Below are 22,266 nucleotides of genomic sequence, written 5' to 3' on the forward strand. Positions count from 1 at the left end.
CGCCTCCCGGCAGCACCTCGGCCCCATGGTGCGCACGCGGAGGTCACGGGCCGGTACCGGCGGTGCCGCGCGGCCGACTGCGGCCACCGCCGAACCAGAGGGACGTCCGGGACGTACTACGACGGCCGTCCCGCGTGTCGCTCCGGGACGGCCGCCGTGGCGGGACGGTCAGCCGATGCTCTGCGGGACGTTCCAGGGGTTGTCGTCGCGCAGCGGCGGGGGCAGCAGCTCCTGCGGGCAGTTCTGGTACGCGACCGGACGCAGGAAGCGCTCGATCGCCGCCGTGCCGACCGAGGTCGTCGCGGGGCCGACCGTCGCCGGGAACGGGCCGCCGTGCTGCATCGCGGACGTGACCGACACCCCGGTCGGCCACTGGTTCCACAGCAGGCGCCCGGCCCGGTCGGCGAGGGCGCCGGCCAGCGCGCCCAGCTCCGCGGCCTCCCCGGCCTCGGCGTGCAGGGACGCGGTGAGCTGGCCGGGGAGCCCGGCGAGCGCGCCCGCGACGTCCTCGATCCGCTCGTACAGGACGGCCAGCCCGAGCGGCCCGAAGCACTCCTCGGACGCGGCGTCGAGGTCGGCGGTGAACGCGGCCAGGTCCATGGCGAGCAGGCGCGGGGCGGTCGGGTCGTCCGGCCACACCAGGGTCCGCACGCCCGGACGGTCCGCCAGGGCGCGCGAGGCGCCCGCGAAGCCGCCTGCGATGCGGTCGTTCAGCATCGGCGCGGCGGACGCGTCCCCCATCCTGCGGGCGATGGCGTCGAGCAGGTCGCCGTCCGCCGGAAGGAACACCAGGCCGGGGTTGGTGCAGAACTGGCCCGCGCCCTGGGTGACCGACCCGGTGTAGCCGTCCGCGATCTCGTCCGCGCGCGCCTTGGCGGCGGCGGGGGTGACGACGACGGGGTTGACGCTGCCGAGCTCGCCGTAGAACGGGATCGGCACCGGGCGCTCGGCGGCGATGCGGGCGAGCGCGAGCCCGCCGCGCTGGGATCCGGTGAACGCCGCGGCGGCGGTGCCCGGGTGGCGGAGCGCCGCGACGCCCGCGTCCTCGCCCTCGATCAGCGCGAACACGCCGTCCGGCGCGCCCGCGTCGTGCAGCGCCGCCGTGATGATCTCGGCGGTGCGCCGGGACAGCCGGGGGTGCCCCGGGTGCGCCTTCACCACGACGGGGCAGCCCGCCGCCCACGCCGAGGCGGTGTCGCCGCCCGCGACGCTGAACGCGAACGGGAAGTTGCTCGCCGCGAACACCAGCACCGGGCCGAGCGCGGCCCGGTAGCGGCGCAGGTCGGGCCGGGGGCCGGTGGGCCACGCGGGGTCGGGGCGGTCGATCCGAACGTCCAGGTAGCGGCCCTCGTCCACCTGCTCGGCGAACAGCTTCAGCTGGAAGGTCGTCCGGGTCAGCTCGCCGTTCAGCCGCGCCGGGCCGAGGTGCGCCTCGGCGTCGGCGAGCCCGACGAGTTCCGCGCGGTGCTCCTCGAGCGCGTTCGCGACCGCGACCAGGGCCGAGGAACGGCTGCGGGGCGCGGCGGCCCACTCCGGCGCGGCCTCGGCGGCCGTGGCCATCACGACGTCGACCGCGTCGACGGCGGTGTCGCTCACGGGTTTCTCCCTTCGGGGTTGGTGGCCGGGACTGCGTCCCCGGCGGAGTCGACCGGCTTCAGCCGGAACGTTTCAGAACCTCTGCGGAGGACGCGTCAGAGGACGAAGCCCTCGGGGAAGGGGTCGCCCGGGTCGAGCGTGTAGGTGGCGGTCCCGGTGATCCAGGCCCGTCCGGAGAACTCCGGCAGGACGGCGGGCAGCCCGCCGACCTCCGTCGTACCGGTGACCCGGCCGGTGAAGTTCGTGCCGATGAAGGACTCGTTGACGAAGTCGGTGTCCAGGGCGAGTTCGCCGCGCGCGTGCAGCTGGGCCATGCGCGCGCTGGTCCCGGTGCCGCACGGCGACCGGTCGAACCATCCGGGGTGGATCGCCATCGCGTTCCGGCTGTGCTCGGCGTTCGAGCCGGGCGCGAGGAACTGGACGTGCTTGCATCCGCCGATCAGCGCGTCCTCGGGGTGGACGGGCCGGTTCCGCTCGTTGATCGCGTCCATGATGGCGAGCCCGGCCTTGAGGATCTCGTCCTTGTGCGAGCGCTCGAACGGCAGGCCGACCGAGTCCAGGTCGAGGATGGCGTAGAAGTTGCCGCCGTACGCCATGTCGTAGCGGACCGTCCCGTATCCGGGCACGTCCACCTTCGCGTCCAGTTCGAGCGCGAAGGAGGGGACGTTGCGCAGGGTGACCCTCTCGGCGCGGCCGTCCCGCACGGCGACGCGCGCCTCGATCAGCCCGGCCGGGACGTCCAGCCGGACGACGGTCTCCGGCTCGGTGACCTCGACCATGCCGGTCTCGACCAGCACGGTCGCGACGCCGATCGTCCCGTGCCCGCACATGGGCAGGAACCCGCTCGCCTCGACGTAGACCACGCCCCAGTCGGCGTCGTCGCGCAGCGGGGGCTGCAGCAGCGCCCCGCTCATCGCGGCGTGCCCGCGCGGCTCGTTCATCAGGAAGCCGCGCAGCCCGTCCAGGTGCTCGATCGCGTGGCGGCGGCGCTCGGCCATGGTCGCGCCGGGGATCGGCGCGACGCCTCCGGTGACGACGCGGGTCGGCATCCCCTCGGTGTGGGAGTCGACCGCGGAGATCGCGCGGGCCGCGCGCATCAGGCGGCCTTGCGCTGCTCGAGGGCGGCGATGGCGCGTTCCATGTCGGCGACGACGCCGGCGCGGTGCTCGGGGGTGAGCGGGCCGCGCGGCGGACGGCACGGGCCGCCGTACCGTCCGACCATCTCCATGCCGAGCTTGATGGCCTGGACGAACTCGGTGCGCGAGTCCCAGCGGAACGCGGCGACGAGCGGCTCGTACAGCGCCCGCGCCTCCTCCAGCTTGCCCGCGGTGGCGAGCTCGAACAGCTCGGCGGACTCGGCCGGGAACACGTTCGGGAAGCCCGCGAACCAGCCGGTCGCGCCCATCAGCAGCGCCTCGAGGGTGACGTCGTCGGCGCCCGCGACGATCTCCAGGCCCGGGGCCTTCTCCTTGATCTCCAGGATGCGGCGGACGTCGCCGGAGAACTCCTTGACCGCGACGATCCCGTCGATCTGCGCGATCTCGGCGAGCAGGTCGGGGGTGAGGTCGACCTTGGTGTCGATCGGGTTGTTGTAGGCCATCACCGGCAGCCCGGCGGACGCGACCGCCTCGTAGTGCGCGATGACCTCGCCCCGGTTGGCCCGGTACATGGTCGGCGGAAGGCAGAGGACGCCGTCCGCGCCGTCCTCGGCGGCCAGCTCCGCCCAGTGCCTGGCCTGGTGCGATCCGGGGCCGTGGACGCCGACGACGACCACGCCGTCCTTGCCGACGGCCTCGATCGCGGTCTTCGCGACGCGGCGGCGCTCCTCGTCGGTCAGCGACGAGTACTCGCCGAGCGAGCCGTTCGGGCCGACGCCTCGGCAGCCGTTGTCGACCACCCAGCGGCAGTGCTCGGCGAACCGGTCGTAGTCCACCGAGAGGCCGGCGGGCGCGGACGCGTCGTCCCGGTACGGCAGGGCGGTCGCGACGATGACGCCGCCGAGGCTCTCGTACTTCTTCTCACCGCTCACGGGTGCTGTTCTCCTTCTTTCTCAGGGGGCCCTGCGGGGGGTCGCTGCGGGGGCGCCGCCAGCTCGCCGAGCCGGATCGGCTGGGCGACCGGACGGCGGTGGTGGCTCGCGGACGCCAGGCCGGGCACGGCGCGTTCGGGCGTCCGTCCGCACAGGTCGGCGACCGTCGGGCCGCAGATCCTGGCCTGGCAGGGGCCGAGCCCGGCACGGGTGCCGAGCCTCACGGCGCGGGGGGCGCCGGTGGCCGGGTCCTCGGCCGCCGCGCGGAGGGTCCGGTAGTCGGTCTCCTCGCAGCGGCAGATCAGGGTGTCGGGGCGCAGCCAGCCCGGCCAGCCGGTCCCGACCGGGTGCGCCGCGGCGAGCCGGGCGGCGAACGCGCGGCCCTGGTCGCGGCGGCGTACGACGGAACGAACGGCCTGGTCGGACGGGTCGCCGCCCGCGGCCGTCCAGCCGGCGAGCAGTCCCTCGGCGCGGGCGGCGGGCGCGCCGGCGACCCCGGTGATCTCACCGGCCGCGTACACGCCGGACGCCGTCGTGCGCTGCGCCTCGTCCACGTGGACGAAGCCGTCGCGCAGCTCGCATCCGGCGGCGACGGGCAGTTCGAGCTGCGGGCTGAAGCCGTGCGTCACGCACACCGCGTCGACGGCGACGGTGCGCTCGGTGCCGGGGACGGGCGTCCAGTCGGCGGTGAGCCGGGCGGTGACGACCTCTTCGACGCGGCCGTCGCCGCGCGCCTCGACGACGGCGCGTCCGAGGCGGTAGGGGACGCGGCGCCGCGCGAGCAGTCCGGTGTACTCGGCCAGCTCGGCGGCCTTGCCGCTCTGCGACGCCAGCTCCCACGGGCGCCTCGACCAGCCGCGCAGGACGGTCGCGGCGGGGTTGGCCTCCAGCACCTCGCGGACGTCCGATCCGGCCTCCAGCAGGGACGCGGCGACCGGCAGCAGGAACGGCCCGGAACCGGCGACGACGACCCGGTCGCCGACGACGACCCGCTCCCCCTTCGCGAGGGCCTGGGCGGCTCCGGCGGTGAACACGCCGGGGAGTTGCCAGCCCGGGAACGGCAGGACGCGGTCGTGCGCGCCCGTCGCGAGGACGAGGGCGTCGGGCGAAAGGACGCGTCGCGCGCGTCCCGTCCCGTCGGCGGCGCCGCGCAGCACGTGGACGTGCGGCGCCGTCCTCTCGTCATCGCTTCGCTCGAGGGACCAGACCGAGGAGTCGGGCCACCATTCGGCGCGCGGGTGGGACAGGACGTGTGCGCGGAGCCGGTCGAAGTCGTCCCAGCCGTGGTGCAGGTGGCCGGGGTTCTCGGCCTCGTACTCGGCCGGGAGCATGCGGTGGTACTGGCCGCCGGGACGGTCCGACGCGTCCAGGAGGGTGACGCGGGCACCGGCGCGCAGCGCGGCGGCAGCGGCGGCGAGCCCCGCCGGCCCCGCCCCGACGATCACGACGTGCCCGCTCATCGCTCCTCCCCCGGCTCGCGCGACTGGGTGGTGACGACGTCGCCGTCGCAGACGCGGCGGCGGCAGGCCCGCACGTCCCGGTCGCCGTTCACGGTGACCAGGCAGTCGAAGCAGACGCCGATGCCGCAGAACACGCCGCGCGGAGCACCGGACGGCCCGGACCGCCAGGCGTGGCGGCCGTCCGCGAGCAGCACGCCCGCGACGGTCTGCCCGGCCGTCCCGGACACCGGGACGCCGTCCACGGTGATCGTCAGCGGGGTCGCGCGGCGCCGGACGGCGTCCGTGCTCGCGGGGACGATGCGGGGGCTCACGCTGCTCCTTCCGAAGCGTCGGCGCCGAGGACGGCGGGCCGGTCGGCCCGGAACGGCTCCGGGCCGAGGGACGGCGCGGACCCGGTGACCAGCTCGCGCAGCAGGAGCGCGGTGCCGACCGACAGGCCGATGCCCGCGCCCTCGTGGCCGGTGGCGTGCCAGAGGCCGGGCAGCCGCGGGTCGGGTCCGATGACCGGCAGGTGGTCGGGGACGTAGGGCCGGAACCCGCCGTACGCGCGCATCACCTGCGCGTTCGCCAGGCCCGGGTACAGTCGCAGCGCCTTGCGGGCGATCTCGGCGAGGACGTGCGGGCGGATCCGGTCGTCGAACCCGACGCGGCGGCGGGCCGAGCCGAGCAGGACGGTCCCGGCGCGGGTGGACTCGACGACGGCGGAGGTCTGCAGGTCCTGCGCGCCGCTGCCGACCGCGCCGACGTAGTCGGCGTCGTAGACCTTGTGGAAGACGGTGGGCGGGAGCGGCGTGGTGACCAGCACCTCGCCGCGCCGCGGCCGGACGTCGACCGGAGCGCCGAGCCGGGTCGCGGTCTCCCCCGACCAGGGCCCGGCGGCGTTCACGACGAGGTCGGCGGGCAGCACGCCGCCGGAGGTGCGGACGCCGGTGAGGCGGCCTCCCTCGACGCGCGCGCCGAGCAGTTCGCAGCCGGTGCGGAGTTCCGCGCCGTGCCGCAGGGCGTCGGCCAGGAGCGCGGTCGCCGCGCCGGACGGCTGGACCTGCGCGTCGTCCGGGTAGTGGACGGCGGCGGCGACGTCGCGGGTGAGGTGCGGTTCGGCGGCGGCGAGGGCCGCCGCGTCCATCGGCTCGGCGGTGACCCCGACGGCGCGCTGGCCCTCGGCGAACCTCTCCAGCTCGCGGGCGCCGTCCTCGGTCGTCGCGACGACGATGCCGCCCTTGGGGTCCCACTCGACGGAGGAGACGGCGGGCAGGTCCTCGAGGATCTCGGGCCACAGCCGCCGGGACAGCCGCGCCAGTTCCAGCTCCGCGCCCGGCCCCTTGTCGGAGACCAGGATGTTGCCCTCGCCGTGCGCGGTGGTCGCCGCCGCGGGGCCGCCCCGGTCGAGGACGGTCACCGCGAACCCGGACCGTGCCAGCTCCCGCGCGCAGGCGGCGCCGACGATTCCGGCGCCCACGACCACGACGCGCATGCGTTCCCTCCAGCTCGTTCGTTAAACCGAACGCTTCGGAGGCTATGACGCGCGTTCACGCCATGTCAACGGTCCCGGGTGGCCGGGTTCACGGAGTTTCGACCAGGCAAGGCGGCCCGGCCTTGGCGGAGTGAAGCCGCTGGTCAGAACGGTACTGGAGGAGCAGCACCGAGCGGACCGGGCCGGAAAGGGCGGTGTAGCTGTGCGGGAGCAGGCCGTCGAAGCCGACGTAGTCGCCGGGGCCGAGCTCGACCTCCCGTCCGTCGACCCGAACGCCCAGCCGCCCGGCCTGGACGATGGTGTGCTCGGTGCCGACGTGGCCGAGGGAGTCCTGCCGGGAGTCGGCCCTGACCTGCTGGTCGTACACCTCGAAGATCGCGTCGCCGGACTCGATGCCGCGCAGCGGGCGCAGGTCGACGCCCTCGCCGGACAGCACCTCCACGTTCGCGGCCCGGACCACGGTCAGCCCGCTGCGCCGGTCGCTGTCCAGAAGGTCGGAGATCGGCACCTCAAGGGCCCGGGACAGGCTGAACACGGTCTCGATCGTGGGGTTGCCCGCACCCGCCTCCAGCTGCGACAACGTCGCCTTGCCGATCTTGGACCGGCGGGACAGCTCCGACAGCGACAACCCGCGTTCGGCGCGCGCCCGGCGGAGGTTCTCCGCCAGCATGTCGCGCACTGATTCGCTCACCCGCGTTCCCTTCGTCGTCCGGCCGGGGCGGACCGAGCCCCACCGGCGTTCGCTTTACCGAACGAGTATAGGGCGAGGCCGCCCGGACGCCCTCGCAGGCGTTCGAGCGGCCCTCACACCGCGCCCCGGCCTGCTACCAGGGAAGGGGGCCCGCCGCGTCGGCGTAGGTGCCGGTCGGGCCGTCCGGGGCCACCTGCGCCATCCGGACGATGATCTCCGCGCCCTCCTCGACGGTCTGGTGTCCCGCGTGCTGGTTGAGGTCGGTCGCGGTGTAGCCGGGCTCGACCGCGTTGATCCGCATCTCCGGGAACGCGGCGGCATACCTGACGGTGATCATGTTGACCGCCGTCTTGGACGTCGGGTAGGCCACGCCGGGGTAGGCGGCGTGCGGCGTCCCCGGGGTGGCGGCCCTCGCCAGGGACGCGAGACCGCTGCTGACGTTCACGATGACGGGCGCGTCCGACCGCTTGAGCAGCGGAAGGAACGCGTGCGTCACGCGCACCACGCCGAACACGTTCGTCTCGAAGACGGACCGGAGGGCGTCCGCGGTCAGCTCCTCGGCCCCCGGGACGCTCCCGTCCGGGTTCCGCCACTCGACGCCCGCGTTGTTGACCAGCACGTCCAGCCCGCCGTCCGCCTCGATGGCCTTGGCGGCGGCCTCGACGGACGCGTCGTCGGTCACGTCCAGCTGGACGAACCGCGCGCCCAGCTCCTCGGCGGCCCGGCGGCCCCGCTCGGGGTCCCGCGCGCCGACGTAGACGGTGTGACCGGCCTCGACGAGCCTCCGCGCGGTCTCGTGACCCAGGCCCTTGTTCGCTCCGGTGATCAGTGTCGTCGTCATGGCTCCAGCCTTCCCCCGGCCGCCGACCGTCACCAGTCGACCGGTTTTCCTGGGAACGGCAGTACCAGGAAAGCGGCCCGGCCCGCGGGCACACTGGGATCATGACGACCACGGATTTCGGCCGGACGGTGCGGATCTGGCGCGACCGGGTCCAGCCCGACGCGGCCGGACTTCCGGCGGGCGGACGGCGGCGCGCGAGCGGGCTGCGCCGCGAGGAGCTGGCCATGCTCGCCGGGATCTCGGCGGACTACGTGACCCGGCTCGAGCAGGGCCGCGCGTCCCACCCGTCCGGGCAGGTCGTGGAGGCGCTCGCGCGGGCGCTGCGGCTGTCCGGCCAGGAGCGGGACCACCTGTTCCGGCTCGCCGGGCTCGTCCCGCCCGGCCCGGACACCGTGCCGCGGTTCCTCACCCCCGGCGTCCACCGGCTGCTGGACCGGATGACCGGCACGCCCGTCGCGGTCTACGACGCGGCCTGGACGATCCTGCTGGCGAACCCGCCGTACGCGGCGCTGATGGGCGATCCGTCGGGGTGGCGCGGCATCGAACGCAACGTGGTGTGGCGGCACTTCCTCGGCCCGGGCGGGTGGGCCAGGCACACGCCGGAGGAACTCCTGGACTTCCACTCCGCGCTGGTCAGCGACCTGCGGGCGGCGTCCGCCGCGTACCCGGCCGACCTGGCGCTGCGGAACCTCATCGCCGGGCTGCGGACCGGGAGCGAGCGGTTCGCGCGGCTGTGGGACTCCGGCGTCGTCCACCGGCACGAGCTGCATTCCAAGATCATCGACCATCCGCGGGTCGGCGTGATCGAGCTGGACTGCGACATGTTCACCGTGACGGGCGCCGACCTGCGCGTCATCGTCTACACGGCCGAGCCTGGCACCGAGGACGCCGAGAAGCTCGCGCTCCTCACCGTCCTCGGCACCCAGTCGCTCACCGGCTGAGCGCCCGCCGCCCTCGGCCCGTCAGGTGCGCTTGGCGACCAGGGTGAGCAGGTCGTACTTGGCGACCGACTCGCCCTTCTGGTTGGTGACGTCCACGTCCCAGCGCACCTCGCCGTGGTCCGCGCCCTCGCGCGGGATGAGCTGCTTGGCGGTGAGCGTCGCGGTCATCTCGTCGCCCGGGTAGACCGGGGTGAGGAACCGCAGGCCCTCCAGGCCGTAGTTCGCCAGGACGGGCCCGGGGTCGGGGTCGACGAACAGCCCCGCCGCGAACGACAGGACGAGGTAGCCGTGCGCGACCCGCCCGTCGAAGAACGGGTTGGCGGTGGCGGCCTCCTCGTCCATGTGGGCGTAGAACGTGTCGCCGGTGAACTCGGCGAAGTGCTCGACGTCCTCGAGGGTGACCCGGCGCGGCCCGGCGACGACGGTGTCGCCGACGCGCAGGTCCTCCAGGTGCTTGCGGAAGGGGTGGTCGGTCGTGACCGTCCGCTCGGCGCCGGCCACCCAGCGGCCGGTGATGGCGGTGAGCATCGCCGGGTCGGCCTGGACGGCGGTGCGCTGCATGTGGTGGAGGACGCCGCGCAGGCCGCCCAGCTCCTCGCCGCCCCCGGCGCGCCCGGGACCGCCGTGGACGAGGGCGGGCATCGGCGAACCGTGCCCGGTGGACTCCTTGGCGTCCGCGGCGTTCAGGACGAGCAGGCGGCCGTGCCAGGGCGCGGCGCCGAGGACGACCGTCCGGACGAAGCCGGCGTCGGCTGACACGACCGACCCGGCGAGGCTGCCCCGGCCGCGCGCGGCCAGCTCGACGGCCTGCTCGGCGCCCTCGTACGGGATGAGCGTGGAGACCGGGCCGAACGCCTCGATCTCGTGCGGCTCGGCCCGGGCGGGGTCGTCGGCGCGCAGCAGGATCGGGGACATGAACGCGCCGCGCTCGGCGTCGGCGTCGACGACGTCCACGCGGGCGGGGTCGCCGAACAGGATCGTCCCGGCGTCCAGGAGGCCCTTGAGCGAGCGGCGGACCTCCTCGCGCTGCTCCAGCGTGGCGAGCGCGCCCATCCGGACGTCCGGGTTCGCCGGGTTCCCGACCGTGACCTTCGCGAGCCGCGCCCGGACGGCCTCCGCGACGTCGTCCATCCGGCCCGCGGGGACGAGCGCGCGGCGGATCGCCGTGCACTTCTGGCCCGCCTTCACCGTCATCTCGGCGACCAGCTGCTTGACGTACAGGTCGAACTCGGGCGTGCCGGGCACGGCGTCCGGGCCGAGGATCGAGACGTTCAGCGAGTCGGCCTCGGCGTTGAACCGCACCGCGTGCCGGACGATCGCCGGGTGCACGCGCAGCCGGGCGGCGGTGTCGGCGGAACCGGTGAACGCGACGACGTCCTGCTCGGTGACGTGGTCGAGCAGGTCGCCCGCCTCACCGGTGAGCAGCTGGACCGACCCCTCGGGCAGGATCCCCGACGCGATGATCAGTTCGACCAGCCGGGCGGTCAGGTAGGCGGTCTGCTCGGCGGGCTTGATCAGGCTCGGCATCCCGGCGAGGAACGCGGGCGCGAGCTTCTCCAGCGGCCCCCACACGGGGAAGTTGAACGCGTTGATCTGGACGGCGACACCCTGCAGCGGCGTGCAGATGTGCTGCGCGACGAACGTCCCGCCCTTGCCGAGCGGCTCGACGGCGCCGTCCACGAAGACGGTGTCGTTGGGCATCTCGCGACGCCCCTTGCTGGAGTAGGCGAACAGCGTGCCGAAGCCGCCGTCCACGTCGAACCGGGAGTCGCCGAGCGTCGCGCCCGTCCGGGCGGACAGCGCGTACAGCTCCTCGCGGTGCTCACGCAGATGGGACGCCAGGGCCTTGAGCAGCGCGGCGCGCTGGTGGAAGGTCAGCTCGCGCAGCGCGGGCCCGCCGACGCGGCGGCCGTACTCCAGGGCGGCGGCGCGGTCCAGGCCCCCGGTCGAGATCCGCGCGACCTCCTCGCCGGTCACGGCGTCGCGCAGGGGCGCGCCCTCGCCGTCCCCCTCCTGCCAGGAACCGGACAGATAGCTGCGCAGCACGCTCACGGGACCTCCTCGTCCGCACCGGGGCGCGCCGCGGCGCCGTCCCCCCGTGTTACCGACCGAACGTTCAGTATTTTCACCCCGCCGCGGCGGCCGTGTCGAGCGACCCGGCCCGCCGGCCCGGCCGGGCGCGCCTCCCTCGTTCCCTGTTTTCCCCGGCGACCTGGCCAAACACCCTGATCCAGGGCATGACAGACTGGCGCCCATGAGTTACGCCGCCGACGACAAGCGCTATGACCGGATGGACTACCGACGAAGCGGGCGGAGCGGCCTCAAGCTGCCCGCGATCTCGCTCGGGCTGTGGCACAACTTCGGCGACGACCGTCCCGTGGACGTCCAGCGCGCGATCCTGCGGCGCGCCTTCGACCTCGGTGTGACGCACTTCGACCTGGCCAACAACTACGGACCGCCGTACGGCTCGGCCGAGCGGAACTTCGGCCGCCTGTTCCGCGAGGACTTCGCGCCCCACCGGGACGAGCTGATCATCTCCACCAAGGCGGGCTACGACATGTGGCCCGGCCCGTACGGCGAGTGGGGCTCGCGCAAGTACCTGCTCTCCAGCCTCGACCAGTCGCTGTCCCGCATGGGCCTGGACTACGTCGACATCTTCTACAGCCACCGTTTCGACCCCGAGACGCCGCTCGAGGAGACGATGGGGGCGCTCGACCACGCCGTCCGCTCCGGCAAGGCCCTGTACGCGGGCATCTCGTCCTACTCCCCCGAGCGGACGGCCGAGGCCGCCGAGATCCTCCGCGAGATGGGCACGCCGCTGCTCATCCACCAGCCGTCCTACTCGATGCTGAACCGGTGGGTCGAGGGCGGCCTGCTGGACGTCCTGGACGACAAGGGCGTCGGCTGCATCGCGTTCTCGCCGCTCGCGCAGGGGATGCTGACCGACAAGTACCTGGACGGCGTCCCGGAGGGGTCGCGGGCCAGCCAGGGCAAGTCCCTGTCGCCGGACCTGCTGACCCCCGAGTCCCTCCGGCACATCCGCGCGCTGAACGAGATCGCCCGGTCGCGCGGCCAGTCCCTGGCGCAGATGGCCCTGGCCTGGACGCTGCGCGACCGGCGCGTCACGTCCGCGCTGATCGGCGCGAGCAGCGTCGCGCAGCTGGAGAACAGCCTCGCCAGCCTGGGGAACCTCTCCTTCAGCGCCGAGGAGCTGGCCGCGATCGACCGGGACGCGGTGGAGGCAGGCATCAACATCTGGGCGTCCTCCAGCGCCCGCTGACCGGCGCCCACGCCCCGGCCGGTGCCTGTGGGCGCCGGCCGGGGCGTCGGTGAGCGCCTACTTCTCGTCGGGGTCGATGTCCCAGGCGGGTTCGGCGACGTCGGCGAACGGCGACTCGCGGAGCCGGGTGAGGGGGTCGAGCCACTCGTCCGGCCATCCCGCGTCGGAGCCGCCGCGGTACACCAGACGCAGCGCGAGCAGGTGTGCGGCCGTGTGCCCGCCCTCCAGGAGCGCGTGGACGGCCGGCAGCGCCTCCCGGGTGACCGCTCTCTGGCCGTAGTGGCCGCCGAGGCTGAGCTGTTGGTAGACCTTCTGCGCCAGGACGGGACGGTCGCGCAGCAGATGCGCCAGCGCCGTCAGCCCGGTGACGAGGTCGGCGTCCGTCTCCCGGTCCGCGTTGAGCAGCGCCACGTGAAAACCCGCCGCCGTCTCGGTGTGGAGCGGATACCGCGCGAGGACGCCCGCGGCCTCACGCAGCAGCGGCTCGGTCCAGTCCTCGTCGGCGGACGTCAGCGCCAGGTTCTGCAGACTCTCCGCCAGCGACTTGAGACGCCGCCGGGCGCCCGGTTCCGGGGCCAGCCGGGCGAGGACGTCCAGGATCTCGTCCCGGACCGCCCCGACGCGGACCAGCGACGCGAGCACCATCACCTCGGTGTCGCCCGCCGGATCGTCCGGGTCGGCCACGGCGGCCAGGGTCTCGGCGTGGCCGCCGGGATACCAGCGCGCCCAGACGGCGAACGCCTTGCTTCCCCGGAACAGCACGCCCGGCATGTCGCCCGACGCGTTCAGGCACGCCTTGATCAGCGTCGCCATGGCCGGGCGGGTGTCCAGTGCGTACTCCGCGGGCGCGGCCTCGAAGAGCGCCCGGAGCAGTTCCTCGGACGGGTGGTCGCGCGGAGCCTCGGCCAGGGCTTCGAGCGCGCGCGGATCGTCCGGGAGGCTCCGCAGCGCGACGGCCACGGCGACCCGGACGTCGCGGTGCCGCGCCGGATCGCGCCAGGCGCGCAGCAGGGCGTCCAGCGCGCCGGGCGGGCGGTGCCGCCCGAGCAGCCGGGCCGCCTGCTTGCGCACGGTCACCTTCGTGTCGCCCGAGGTCAGCGCGGCCCCGAGCGCGGGTCCGAGGACCGAGGGGCGGACGCGTCCGGCGCACCGCGCGAGGCCGGCGACGGCCACGGCCGACGCGGGGCCGCGCGCCATCTCGAGCAGCATCGGCAGGGCGTCCAGGTGACCGGCGGCGGCCTCGATGGCCGCCTCCGCCATGGCGCCCTCCGAATCCCTCACCCACGTGCTCAGGTCCGGGAGGTGGTGGGGCAGGCGTCCCAGTGAGGCGATCGCCCGCATCCGGTCGGCCACGTCGAACGCCTCGTCGCGGGCCGCCGCGTCCAGGGAGATCCCGGCGGCGCGCAGTTGCGCCGGGGTCCAGTGGCCGGGGCGAGCGTCCTTGAGGTCCGGGATCCAGGGGCCGAACCGGTTGCCCGGGTCGCGGTCGAGGGTGAGCACGTCGGTGCGGCGGTTCGCAACCGCGCGCCAGACGCCGGGCAGCGCGATCGTCGCCGGATCCTCGGCGAGCAGTTCGGCGGCCCGTCCGGGGTCCCGCGCGAGGTAGAGGCGCGCCGCCTCGCCACCGACGTCCTCGGGTGCGTGGAGCACGGCCTCGCGCAGGTCGCCGTCCAGGCCGGTCGGGCGCCGCCCGAAGGACGCCGCGACCGCGACGAGCACCTCGTGGTCGCCGCGCTCGCGAGACGCCCGGAGGTGCGGCGCGAACGCCTCGAGGACGGCGGCCTCGCCACCGCGGGGGACCACCCGGTCGAGCCGGTGGTCGTCGGGGATCCACCTTCGGCTCCCCCGCCTCCGGTGGTGCCGCGGCCGCTCGGTGTCCGGGGCGGGACGCAGCGCGCCCGCTCCGAAGCGTCCGAGCAGGCCCGCGAGCGCGCCGGTCGCCCACGCGGTGAGCGCGAGATCGGCCCGGTGCCGCAGGACGCGGACGGCCAGGCGGCGGACGGCCCGCATCGTCTCGGGCGAGGTGTCGCGGGACTCGATGACGGCCGTGGTCAGCACGCCCAGCGGCTCCGCGCACGCGTCGGACAGGACGCGCGGGCTGAGCGCGGCCACCGCGTCGAACAGTTCGGCGCGCAGCGGGTCCGGCTCGTTCCGGACGCGCCGCGCGATCGCCGCCAGATGTCCGGCGACGGCGGCTGGATCCCCGGTGCGGGCCGCGTTCGCGAGCAGCAGCGTCCGGGCGAGGCCGCGCCTGCGGGGGTCACCGCCCAGGGACGCCTCGACCAGCGTCTCCGCCGCCTCGCCGTACGGCAGGAACGAGGTCAGGCGGAGCAGGTCGTCCGGGTCGTCCAAATACTCGCGGGAGGATTGCCGGGCCGACGCGTGCCCGTCGAGGAGGCGGCGCGCCTCGCCGGCGGCCGTGTCCGGGGACAGCCATGGCAGCATCGGCATGACCGTCCACGCCGGGGCCGTCCCGTCCCGTTCGCCGAGGGCCAGCCGGAACACGCGGTCGCGGCGGTGCGGCGGCAGGTCCGCGAGCATCGACGCGTTGCCGAACGGTCCCCTCATCAGGCGCCCGGCGACCTCGTCGTCCGACCAGAGCCGCGGCCTGAACACGCTGCGGGCGGGCCGCAGGCTCCGCTGCCCGGCGAGCAGCTCGGCGAACCCCGCCGGATCCCTGCGGTAGAGCGCGTTCAGGGCCTGCGCGGGCAGGCGGCCGGCGTGACGCAGCAGGCCGGTGCGGACGAACACGTCCCTGGCCTCGTCCGGACGGGCCTCGGCGGCCGCGACGATTCCAGGACCCCGCCGGTTCAGGAACCGCCAGGGGGTTCCGCCGTCCTCGCTCAGCTCGCGTTCGGCCAGACCGAGGAACGCGTCCGGGTGGCGCGCGGCCAGGACGCGCCACATCGTGACGACGTGCGCGAGGTCCGGCAGCAGCCGGTCGACGGTCTCGCTGGAGCAGGCGGGCAACAGCATCGCGGCGTCACGGTCGCCGTACCGGGCCCGAACGTCCGGCAGGAGCCGGTCCGCGAGCGCCGTCCGGCGGGCGTGCAGCAGCGTCCTGTAGACGGATCGCCGCAGGTCGGTGGGCGCGTCGTCCAAGGCGCGGGCGACGGCGTCGTCCGGGACGGGCAGGGTGCGGACGGCCCGCAGCGCGGCCTTCCGCAGATCCATGTCCGGCCCGGCGAGGACGTCGGCGACGTACTCGAGGTCGCGTGCGGCCATCGCCATGTGCAGCGCGACGTGCCGTCGGTACGGGAGGGGACCGGACAGTTCGGCGAGCAACGCGTCCAGTTCGGGGGTCCCGGCGATCCGCCGGGCGTGCAGGGCCAGCGCGCGCATCCGGTGCGGGTGGGCCAGGGGTTCGACGTCTGCCAGCAGCCGTTCGGCCGCGGTGGGGCTCATCGGCCCGGGCGGAGTACGCCCTTCCGGTTGATCATGCCGATGATGATGACGGACCGGGCCCCGGCGCCGCAACCCGGGTCAGTGGGCGTGGTCGAACCGGGCCAGCGTCGGGTCGGCGATCAGGCGCGCGAGGTTCGCGCGGCTCTCCTCGTCCACGCACGAGTAGACGACCAGGCGCGTCCCCGGCCGGGCGCTCACGTCGAACGAGGTGGTGCGCGTCGCGATCCGCCCAAGCCTGGGGTAGAAGAAGTCCTTCTGGCAGGGCTTCGGGATCGCGACGTCCTGGTTCCGCCAGACCTCGGCGAACCGCGGGCTGGCCTCCAGGAGCCGCTCGACCAGGCGCTGGAAGCTCGGGTCATCCCGGTGCCGGACGTACCGGTACCGGAACATCGCGACGTTCTCGGCGATCTGCTCGTCCAGGTTGGAGCAGGGGTTGCAGCACTCGGGGAGGGTGTAGATCTGCCACATCGAGTTCCGCTCGCCCTCCGGCGCCTCGGTCACCCAGGGCACCAGCGCCCGGAACGCCTCGTTCCAGGCCAGCGCGTCGCTCTGCGGGTTGGACACGACGGCGGGCATCGGCCCGAGCCGGTCCATGATGGCCTGGACGTCGTCGCTGAGCGCCGACCGGACGTCCGGCTCCGGCGGCGCGGCCACCTCGGACAGCCGGTACAGGTGCTGGCGCTCGACCGGGTCGAGGCGCAGCGTCCGCGCCACCGCGTCCAGCACCTGCGTGCTGACGTTGATCGGACGGCCCTGCTCCAGCCACGTGTACCAGGTGACGCCCACCCCGGCGAGCTGCGCGACCTCCTCGCGCCGCAGGCCGGGAGTCCGCCGCCGGGGCGCGGGCGGCAGCCCGACGTCCTCGGGCGCGATCCGCGCCCGCCGACTCCGCAGGAACGCCGCCAGCTCGTCCCGCCGCCGCCGTCCCGCGTCCGTCCGCCGTTCCGTCACCGTCGCCGTCACTCCCCCAGTCTCGCCGACACCGGCACCATGATCCAGGTGCTGTCGATACCAGGATCGACCACCACCCACTTGCCGAATGCGGTCAATCACCATGCGAACCGTGCAATGTCTGATGATGAGGGCTATTGCGGAGCGTAGCGTCTCGTGTGGTCTGCGACACGGGACGGTTCCCGTGCCACCGGCAGACGGGAGGCGTAGTTGAGAAACTTCGCGGCGCCGCGGCGCATGGTCGCGGCCCTCATGGCGGCGGTCCTGGCGCTCGCCCTCGTTTTCGCCCTCCAGGAGAGGGCCCACGCGCAGCAGAATCCCGGCGACCGCCACCGGCCCGCCACCTGGAACATCCAGGGCGGACGGGACCGGTGGGCGGGCGTCTACACGCTGACGAACTTCCATGACGTGATCGCTTTGCAGGAGGTGCCGAGCACCCCGCCCGCCGGGGCCCGGGCGACCGGCCGCAGGCTGGGCGAGCTCCGCGAGTACCGCTGGCGGGAGGGCAGCCGGGGACGGGAGGTCTACCTGTACATCCTGCGCACGCCGTCCCGGAACCTCGGGATGGTCACGACCTGGCGGGCCGACGACTTCGCGACCGTCGCCGGCCCGTACCGTCCGCTTCTGGTCGTCGTCAACCACAACACCAACACCATGTTCGGGTCCGCCCACGCCTCGGCCCGGGGCGGCGGCGACGCGGCCACCCTCGTCCAGCGCGGTCGCGACTGGGCCCACACCCGCGGCTACAACTGGGCCGTGCTCGGCGACTTCAACCGCGATCCCGGACGACTCCAGCGGCCGTCAGGGTCCTACCTGTACAACGCGGGGCAGGCCACGCAGCGGGCGGGCGGTGAACTCGACTACATGGTGTCCAACGTGAACACCGACAACTGGCAGGCGACGGTGCTCACCAACCGCGGCAGCGACCACTGGCCCGTCGGGTTCACCACGTTCCGGGCCGCGGGCGGCGACTACCCGACGGTGTCCATCAGCAGCGACAGCAACGGCGGCGTCCTGGACGTCCTGGGCGGATCGGCGGCCAACGGCGTCCACGTCGACGTCTACACCGACCGCGGCACCCCGAACCAGCGCTGGCAGCTCCACTACCTGGGCGCCGAGCCCGGCCCGGCCAACTACCGCCTGTTCAGCGGCATCCCCGGCACCTGGTGCGTCGACGTCGAGGGCGGGCCGAACTCGAGCGCGGGCAGCCTGAGCAACATCTGGCGCTGCCATGCCACCGACGGCACTCCCCAGACCACCCACTGGTGGCTGGACACCCAGAACTTCAACCTGACCCACCCGTACACCGACCAGCCGAACCGGTACCGCATCAAGAGCCATGCCAAGGGCCTGTACCTGAACGTCCTCGGCAACAGTCACTCGAATGGTGCGCTCGTGGGCGAGTACTGGTTCCAGTGGTCCGACAACGAGTACTTCCACATCCACCCCGAGGCCCCGTAGGCGCGAGGTTCAGGCACTTCCGGCCCCGGCCACCATCCGGCCGGGGCCGTCCGCGCCGCAAGCCGGACGGCCACATGTGCCTGCCGGACGCGTCGGCGGACCTGTGGCGGGTCTGCCAGGTGGTGTCAGTACCAGTATCAAGGGGCTCTCGGCACCGGTATCGAGTCGGACAGATGCTTCATGCATGACAATTCCGACCGAACGCATGAAGGGCGTGCGGGCGTCCTCCGCACGGTCTACCGGTCCGATGCTGGCGTTGCTGCTCATCGGACAGTTCATGGCCATTCTCGACGTCAACATCGTCAACGTCGCGCTGCCGACGCTGCGCGCGGACCTGCACGCCAGCGGCGCCAGCCTCCAGCTGGTGGTGGCCGGGTACATCATCGCCTACGCGGCGCTGCTCATCACGGGCGCGCGCCTCGGCGACCTGCTGGGGCACCGGACGGTGTTCCTCGGCGGGCTCGCCCTGTTCACGGTCGCCTCGCTGGCCTGCGGGCTGGCGCCGACGACCGGGTTCCTCATCGTCGTGCGGTTCCTGCAGGGCATGGGAGCGGCGCTGATGACGCCGCAGGTGATGAGCATGATCCAGCGCGGGTTCCAGGGGCCCGCGCGGGCCCGGGCGCTCAGCCTGTACTCCATGGTGATCGCGGGGGGCGTGGTCGTCGGGCAGGTGCTCGGCGGGCTGCTGGTCAGCGCCGACCTGCTCGGGTCGGGCTGGCGCCTGGTGTTCCTGGTGAACGTGCCGATCGGGGTGGCGCTGTTCGCGGCCGGGCCGCGGCTGCTGCCCCGGGCGGACGAGGACCGGCGCGGGGGCCTGGACCCGGTGGGGCTCACCGTCCTCACCCCGGCGCTGGTCCTGCTCGTCGTGCCGCTGATCCTGGGCCACGAGCTGGGCTGGCCCGCGTGGGGCTGGGCCGCGCTGGCGGCCAGTGCCGTGCTGTTCGTCGTGTTCACGCTGGTGGAGCGGCGGTTCGCGGCGCGTGGCGGACGTCCGCTGATCTCCGGGCGGGTGCTGCGGGCGCCGGGCGTCCTGGTCTGCGCCTTCACGCTGCTGTTCGGCCCCGGCTCCTGGGGCTCGTTCCTGTTCACCACCACGCTGCACCTCCAGGGCGACCTGAAGATGACGCCGTTGCGGTCCGGCCTGGCGTTCGTGCCGTGCGTGGCGGCCTTCGCCGTCGTCAGCCTCTACTGGCAGCGGGTTCCGGTCCGGTGGCACCGCCGGATGGTCCCGATCGGCTTCGCGATCGCGGCGCTCGGCTACCTGTGGGTCGGGCCGCTCGCGTCGGGGGGCGCGGCCTACCTCGCGCTCACCACGGTGATCGGGTTCGGGCTCGGCGTGATGCCGATCGTCATGACGACCGCACTGGCGAACGTCCCCGCCGAGGACGCCGCCGACGCCAGCGGGCTGCTGCTGACCATCATGCAGGCCGGGCAGGTGCTCGGCATCGCGACGAGCGGGACGCTGTTCCTCGTCCAGTTCGAGAACAGCGGCTCGACCCGGCACGCCGAGTACGCGACCGGCTGGTCGCTGGCCGCCCTGGCGACGGTCGCCGCGCTCTGCGCGCTGATGATGAACCGGCGCCGGACGACCCCCGCCGCGGACGACCAGGCCGAGCGTCTCTCGGTCGCCGTCGAGGCGTAGCCGTGGCGGGACGCGGAACCGCCCGCACCGGACGTCCCCGGTGCGGGCGGCCCCGTCCTCACGACGCGGTCACTCGACGTCGACCCATCCGAAGGTGCGCTCGACGGCCTTGCGCCAGCCCGCGTAGCCGGACTCGCGCTGCGCCTCGTCCCAGTGGGGCGACCAGCGCTTGTCCTCGTTCCAGTTCTGGCGCAGCTCGTCGGTCGAGTTCCAGAAGCCGACCGCCAGGCCCGCCGCGTACGCGGCGCCGAGCGCGGTGGTCTCGGCGACCACCGGACGCGACACCGGGACGCCGAGGATGTCGGCCTGCATCTGCATGCACAGCTCGTTCGCGGTGACGCCGCCGTCCACCTTCAGGACGTCCAGCGCGACCCCCGAGTCCTCCCGCATCGCCTCGACGACGTCGCGGGACTGGTAGCAGATCGCCTCCAGCGTCGCGCGGGCCACGTGGGCGTTGGTGTTGAACCGGGACAGCCCGACGATCGCGCCGCGCGCGTCGCTGCGCCAGTACGGCGCGAACAGGCCCGAGAACGCGGGGACGAAGTAGACGCCGCCGTTGTCCTCGACCTGCGCTGCGAGCGACTCGCTCTGCGCCGCGCCGGAGATGATGCCGAGCTGGTCGCGCAGCCACTGGACGGCCGATCCGGTGACCGCGATCGAACCCTCCAGCGCGTAGACGGGCGCGGCGTCGCCGAGCTTGTAGCAGACGGTGGTGAGCATCCCCGCTTTGGAGCGGACGAGTTCCTGGCCGGTGTTGAGGAGGAGGAAGTTGCCGGTGCCGTAGGTGTTCTTGGCCTCGCCCGGGGAGAAGCAGACCTGCCCGACCGTCGCGGCCTGCTGGTCGCCGAGGTCGCCGGTCAGCGGCACCGCGCCGCCGAGCGGGCCGTCCGCGCGGGTCATGCCGTAGGGGTCGGGCGCGGACGAGGGGCGGATGTCGGGGAGCATCGCGCGCGGGATGCCGAAGAACGACAGGAGCTGGTCGTCCCAGTCGAGGGTCTCCAGGTCCATCAGCATCGTGCGGCTGGCGTTGGTGGGGTCGGTGACGTGGACGCCGCCGTCGACGCCTCCGGTGAGGTTCCACAGCAGCCAGGTGTCGATGTTGCCGAAGACGGCCTCGCCGTTCTCGGCGGCCTCCCGGACGCCGTCGACGTTCTCCAGGATCCACTGGATCTTGCCGCCGGAGAAGTAGGTCGCGGGCGGCAGCCCGGCGCGGTGCCGGATGGTCTCGCCGCGCCCGTCGCGCTCCAGGGCTGAGGCGATGCGGTCGGTGCGGGTGTCCTGCCAGACGATCGCGTTGTAGTAGGGACGGCCCGTCCGGCGGTTCCACACCACGGTCGTCTCGCGCTGGTTGGTGATGCCGAACGCGGCGAGGTCGGCGTGGGACAGGTTCGCCCGGTTGAGGGTGGACTGGATGACGGCGCGGGTGCGCTCCCAGATCTCGGTCGGGTTGTGCTCGACCCAGCCCGCCCGGGGCAGGATCTGCTCGTGCTCGAGCTGGTGGCGGGCGATCTCGTTGCCACCGTGGTCGAAGATCATGAAGCGGGTGCTCGTGGTGCCCTGGTCGAGGGCTCCGACGAAGTCGGCCATCGGCGCTGCTCTCCTCGTTGGTCGGGGTGGGGGGACGGGCGGTCAGGACGCCTTGGTCGGCACGTCGTACTGCGGTTCCGGGTGCTCCTCCGGGCCCTCGGCCTCGTCGGACCCGGTGAGATGGTTCCCGATCAATACCAGGTAGAGGCCCGCGCCGACGACCCCGCCGATCAGCGGGCCGACGATGGGCACCCAGAAGTAGAGGTCGTGGTTCTGGTCGCGCCACGCTCCCCCGTAGCCGGTGATGTACTCGGCCAGGCGCGGGCCGAAGTCGCGGGCCGGGTTGATGGCGTACCCGGCGTCGGTGCCCCAGGCCATCCCGATCGCGACGACGAGCAGGCCGATGAGCAGGGGCGCGAGGTTGGCCAGCGGCGGCTGGTTCTTCAGGTCGGTGAGGGCGAGGACGAGGAACAGCAGGATCGCGGTTCCGATGATCTGGTCGCGGAGCGCCCCCCAGTGACTCACCGGGAGCGTTCCATTGCCGGGCAGTGTCGAGAACACGCCCTGGGTCTTGACGGTGTGGCCGGGGTCGGCCTTGGCCAGCACCTCGGTGTAGTTCCACCGGACGATCAGCGCGGCCACGAACGCCCCGGCGACCTGGGCGCCCACGTACGGGACGACCTTGCGCCACGAGAAGCCCTTGAACACCGCGAGGGCGAAGGTGACGGCCGGGTTGAGGTGTCCGCCGCTGATGGTCGCGGACGCGTACACGCCGAGGGTGACGCCCAGGCCCCAGGCCCAGGCGATGCTGTCGTGGTTCCCGATCCCTCCCGCGACGACCTGGGCCACGACGCCGACGCCGAACAGGATGAGGATCAGGGTTCCGGCGAACTCGGCGGCCATCTCGCGGCCCAGCCCGGTCAGCCGGAAGGACGTTCTCAGTCGTTCCGCCATGGTCTCCTCCTCAG

The 22,266-nt window shown here is 73.8% G+C and carries 17 protein-coding genes; 4 read left to right on the forward strand and 13 right to left on the reverse strand.

The features are described from left to right. Positions 1-168: 168 nt before the first annotated feature. The 8 genes from AB0L06_RS07570 to AB0L06_RS07605 form a co-directional block, all read right to left on the reverse strand. On the reverse strand, positions 169-1,596 hold the full coding sequence (locus AB0L06_RS07570; RefSeq protein WP_500230100.1) for an aldehyde dehydrogenase (NADP(+)): 1,428 nt from the start codon (positions 1,594-1,596) through the stop codon (positions 169-171). Between the two features lie 95 nt (positions 1,597-1,691). After that, a complete protein-coding gene (locus AB0L06_RS07575; RefSeq protein ID WP_500230101.1) occupies positions 1,692-2,693 on the reverse strand; it encodes a proline racemase family protein in 1,002 nt (333 codons plus the stop codon). Continuing rightward, the gene (locus AB0L06_RS07580; RefSeq protein WP_500230102.1) at positions 2,693-3,625 is read right to left on the reverse strand and encodes a dihydrodipicolinate synthase family protein; all 933 of its coding nucleotides are present in this window, start codon (positions 3,623-3,625) and stop codon (positions 2,693-2,695) included. The genes AB0L06_RS07575 and AB0L06_RS07580 overlap by 1 nt, the downstream gene beginning before the upstream one ends. Then, positions 3,622-5,085 carry an FAD/NAD(P)-dependent oxidoreductase gene (locus AB0L06_RS07585; RefSeq protein ID WP_500230103.1) on the reverse strand — a complete coding sequence of 488 codons (1,464 nt, stop codon included), beginning with the start codon at positions 5,083-5,085 and terminating at the stop codon, positions 3,622-3,624. Before AB0L06_RS07585 ends, AB0L06_RS07580 begins: the two co-directional genes overlap by 4 nt. Beyond that, on the reverse strand, positions 5,082-5,396 hold the full coding sequence (locus tag AB0L06_RS07590) for a (2Fe-2S)-binding protein (RefSeq protein ID WP_500230104.1): 315 nt from the start codon (positions 5,394-5,396) through the stop codon (positions 5,082-5,084). Before AB0L06_RS07590 ends, AB0L06_RS07585 begins: the two co-directional genes overlap by 4 nt. Beyond that, positions 5,393-6,559 (reverse strand): NAD(P)/FAD-dependent oxidoreductase, encoded by a 1,167-nt coding sequence (locus tag AB0L06_RS07595; protein WP_500230105.1) that lies wholly within the window; start codon positions 6,557-6,559, stop codon positions 5,393-5,395. The genes AB0L06_RS07590 and AB0L06_RS07595 overlap by 4 nt, the downstream gene beginning before the upstream one ends. 88 nt (positions 6,560-6,647) lie before the next feature. Further along, positions 6,648-7,250: a helix-turn-helix domain-containing protein gene (locus tag AB0L06_RS07600; protein ID WP_500230106.1), complete on the reverse strand. Its 603-nt coding sequence runs from the start codon at positions 7,248-7,250 to the stop codon at positions 6,648-6,650. Between the two features lie 133 nt (positions 7,251-7,383). Next, positions 7,384-8,091, reverse strand: a complete 708-nt coding sequence (locus tag AB0L06_RS07605; RefSeq protein WP_500230107.1) for an SDR family oxidoreductase — start codon at positions 8,089-8,091, stop codon at positions 7,384-7,386. Between the two features lie 101 nt (positions 8,092-8,192). On the opposite strand from AB0L06_RS07605, the gene AB0L06_RS07610 reads away from it, so the two are divergent. Beyond that, entirely contained in the window at positions 8,193-9,032 is an 840-nt protein-coding gene (locus AB0L06_RS07610) for a helix-turn-helix transcriptional regulator (protein WP_500230108.1), read from the forward strand. 21 nt (positions 9,033-9,053) lie between these two features. Here AB0L06_RS07610 and paaZ read toward each other — a convergent pair whose 3' ends face one another. Next, the gene (paaZ, locus tag AB0L06_RS07615) at positions 9,054-11,084 is read right to left on the reverse strand and encodes a phenylacetic acid degradation bifunctional protein PaaZ (RefSeq protein WP_500230109.1); all 2,031 of its coding nucleotides are present in this window, start codon (positions 11,082-11,084) and stop codon (positions 9,054-9,056) included. 202 nt (positions 11,085-11,286) lie between these two features. Here paaZ and mgrA point away from each other — a divergent pair, with 202 nt between their 5' ends. Then, positions 11,287-12,312: an L-glyceraldehyde 3-phosphate reductase gene (gene mgrA / locus AB0L06_RS07620; RefSeq protein WP_500230110.1), complete on the forward strand. Its 1,026-nt coding sequence runs from the start codon at positions 11,287-11,289 to the stop codon at positions 12,310-12,312. A 57-nt stretch (positions 12,313-12,369) separates the two neighbouring features. Here the strand turns inward: mgrA and AB0L06_RS07625 are convergent, their stop codons facing one another. Then, positions 12,370-15,717: a HEAT repeat domain-containing protein gene (locus tag AB0L06_RS07625; RefSeq protein ID WP_500230111.1), complete on the reverse strand. Its 3,348-nt coding sequence runs from the start codon at positions 15,715-15,717 to the stop codon at positions 12,370-12,372. 78 nt (positions 15,718-15,795) lie between these two features. Then, positions 15,796-16,680: a helix-turn-helix transcriptional regulator gene (locus AB0L06_RS07630; protein WP_500230112.1), complete on the reverse strand. Its 885-nt coding sequence runs from the start codon at positions 16,678-16,680 to the stop codon at positions 15,796-15,798. Positions 16,681-16,878: 198 nt separating this feature from the next. Here AB0L06_RS07630 and AB0L06_RS07635 point away from each other — a divergent pair, with 198 nt between their 5' ends. Both AB0L06_RS07635 and AB0L06_RS07640 read left to right on the forward strand, forming a co-directional pair. Continuing rightward, a complete protein-coding gene (locus tag AB0L06_RS07635; protein WP_500230113.1) occupies positions 16,879-18,129 on the forward strand; it encodes an RICIN domain-containing protein in 1,251 nt (416 codons plus the stop codon). 184 nt (positions 18,130-18,313) lie between these two features. After that, positions 18,314-19,771: an MFS transporter gene (locus tag AB0L06_RS07640; protein WP_500230114.1), complete on the forward strand. Its 1,458-nt coding sequence runs from the start codon at positions 18,314-18,316 to the stop codon at positions 19,769-19,771. A 69-nt stretch (positions 19,772-19,840) separates the two neighbouring features. On the opposite strand, the gene glpK is transcribed toward AB0L06_RS07640, so the two are convergent. Together glpK and AB0L06_RS07650 are read right to left on the reverse strand one after the other, a co-directional pair. Next, entirely contained in the window at positions 19,841-21,358 is a 1,518-nt protein-coding gene (gene glpK / locus AB0L06_RS07645) for a glycerol kinase GlpK (protein ID WP_500230115.1), read from the reverse strand. Positions 21,359-21,400: 42 nt separating this feature from the next. Next, entirely contained in the window at positions 21,401-22,252 is an 852-nt protein-coding gene (locus tag AB0L06_RS07650; RefSeq protein WP_500230116.1) for an MIP/aquaporin family protein, read from the reverse strand. Positions 22,253-22,266 lie beyond the last annotated feature (14 nt).

Origin of the sequence: Spirillospora sp. NPDC052269 (assembly GCF_040679435.1) — a bacterium.
Classification (GTDB): Bacteria; Actinomycetota; Actinomycetes; order Streptosporangiales; family Streptosporangiaceae; genus Spirillospora.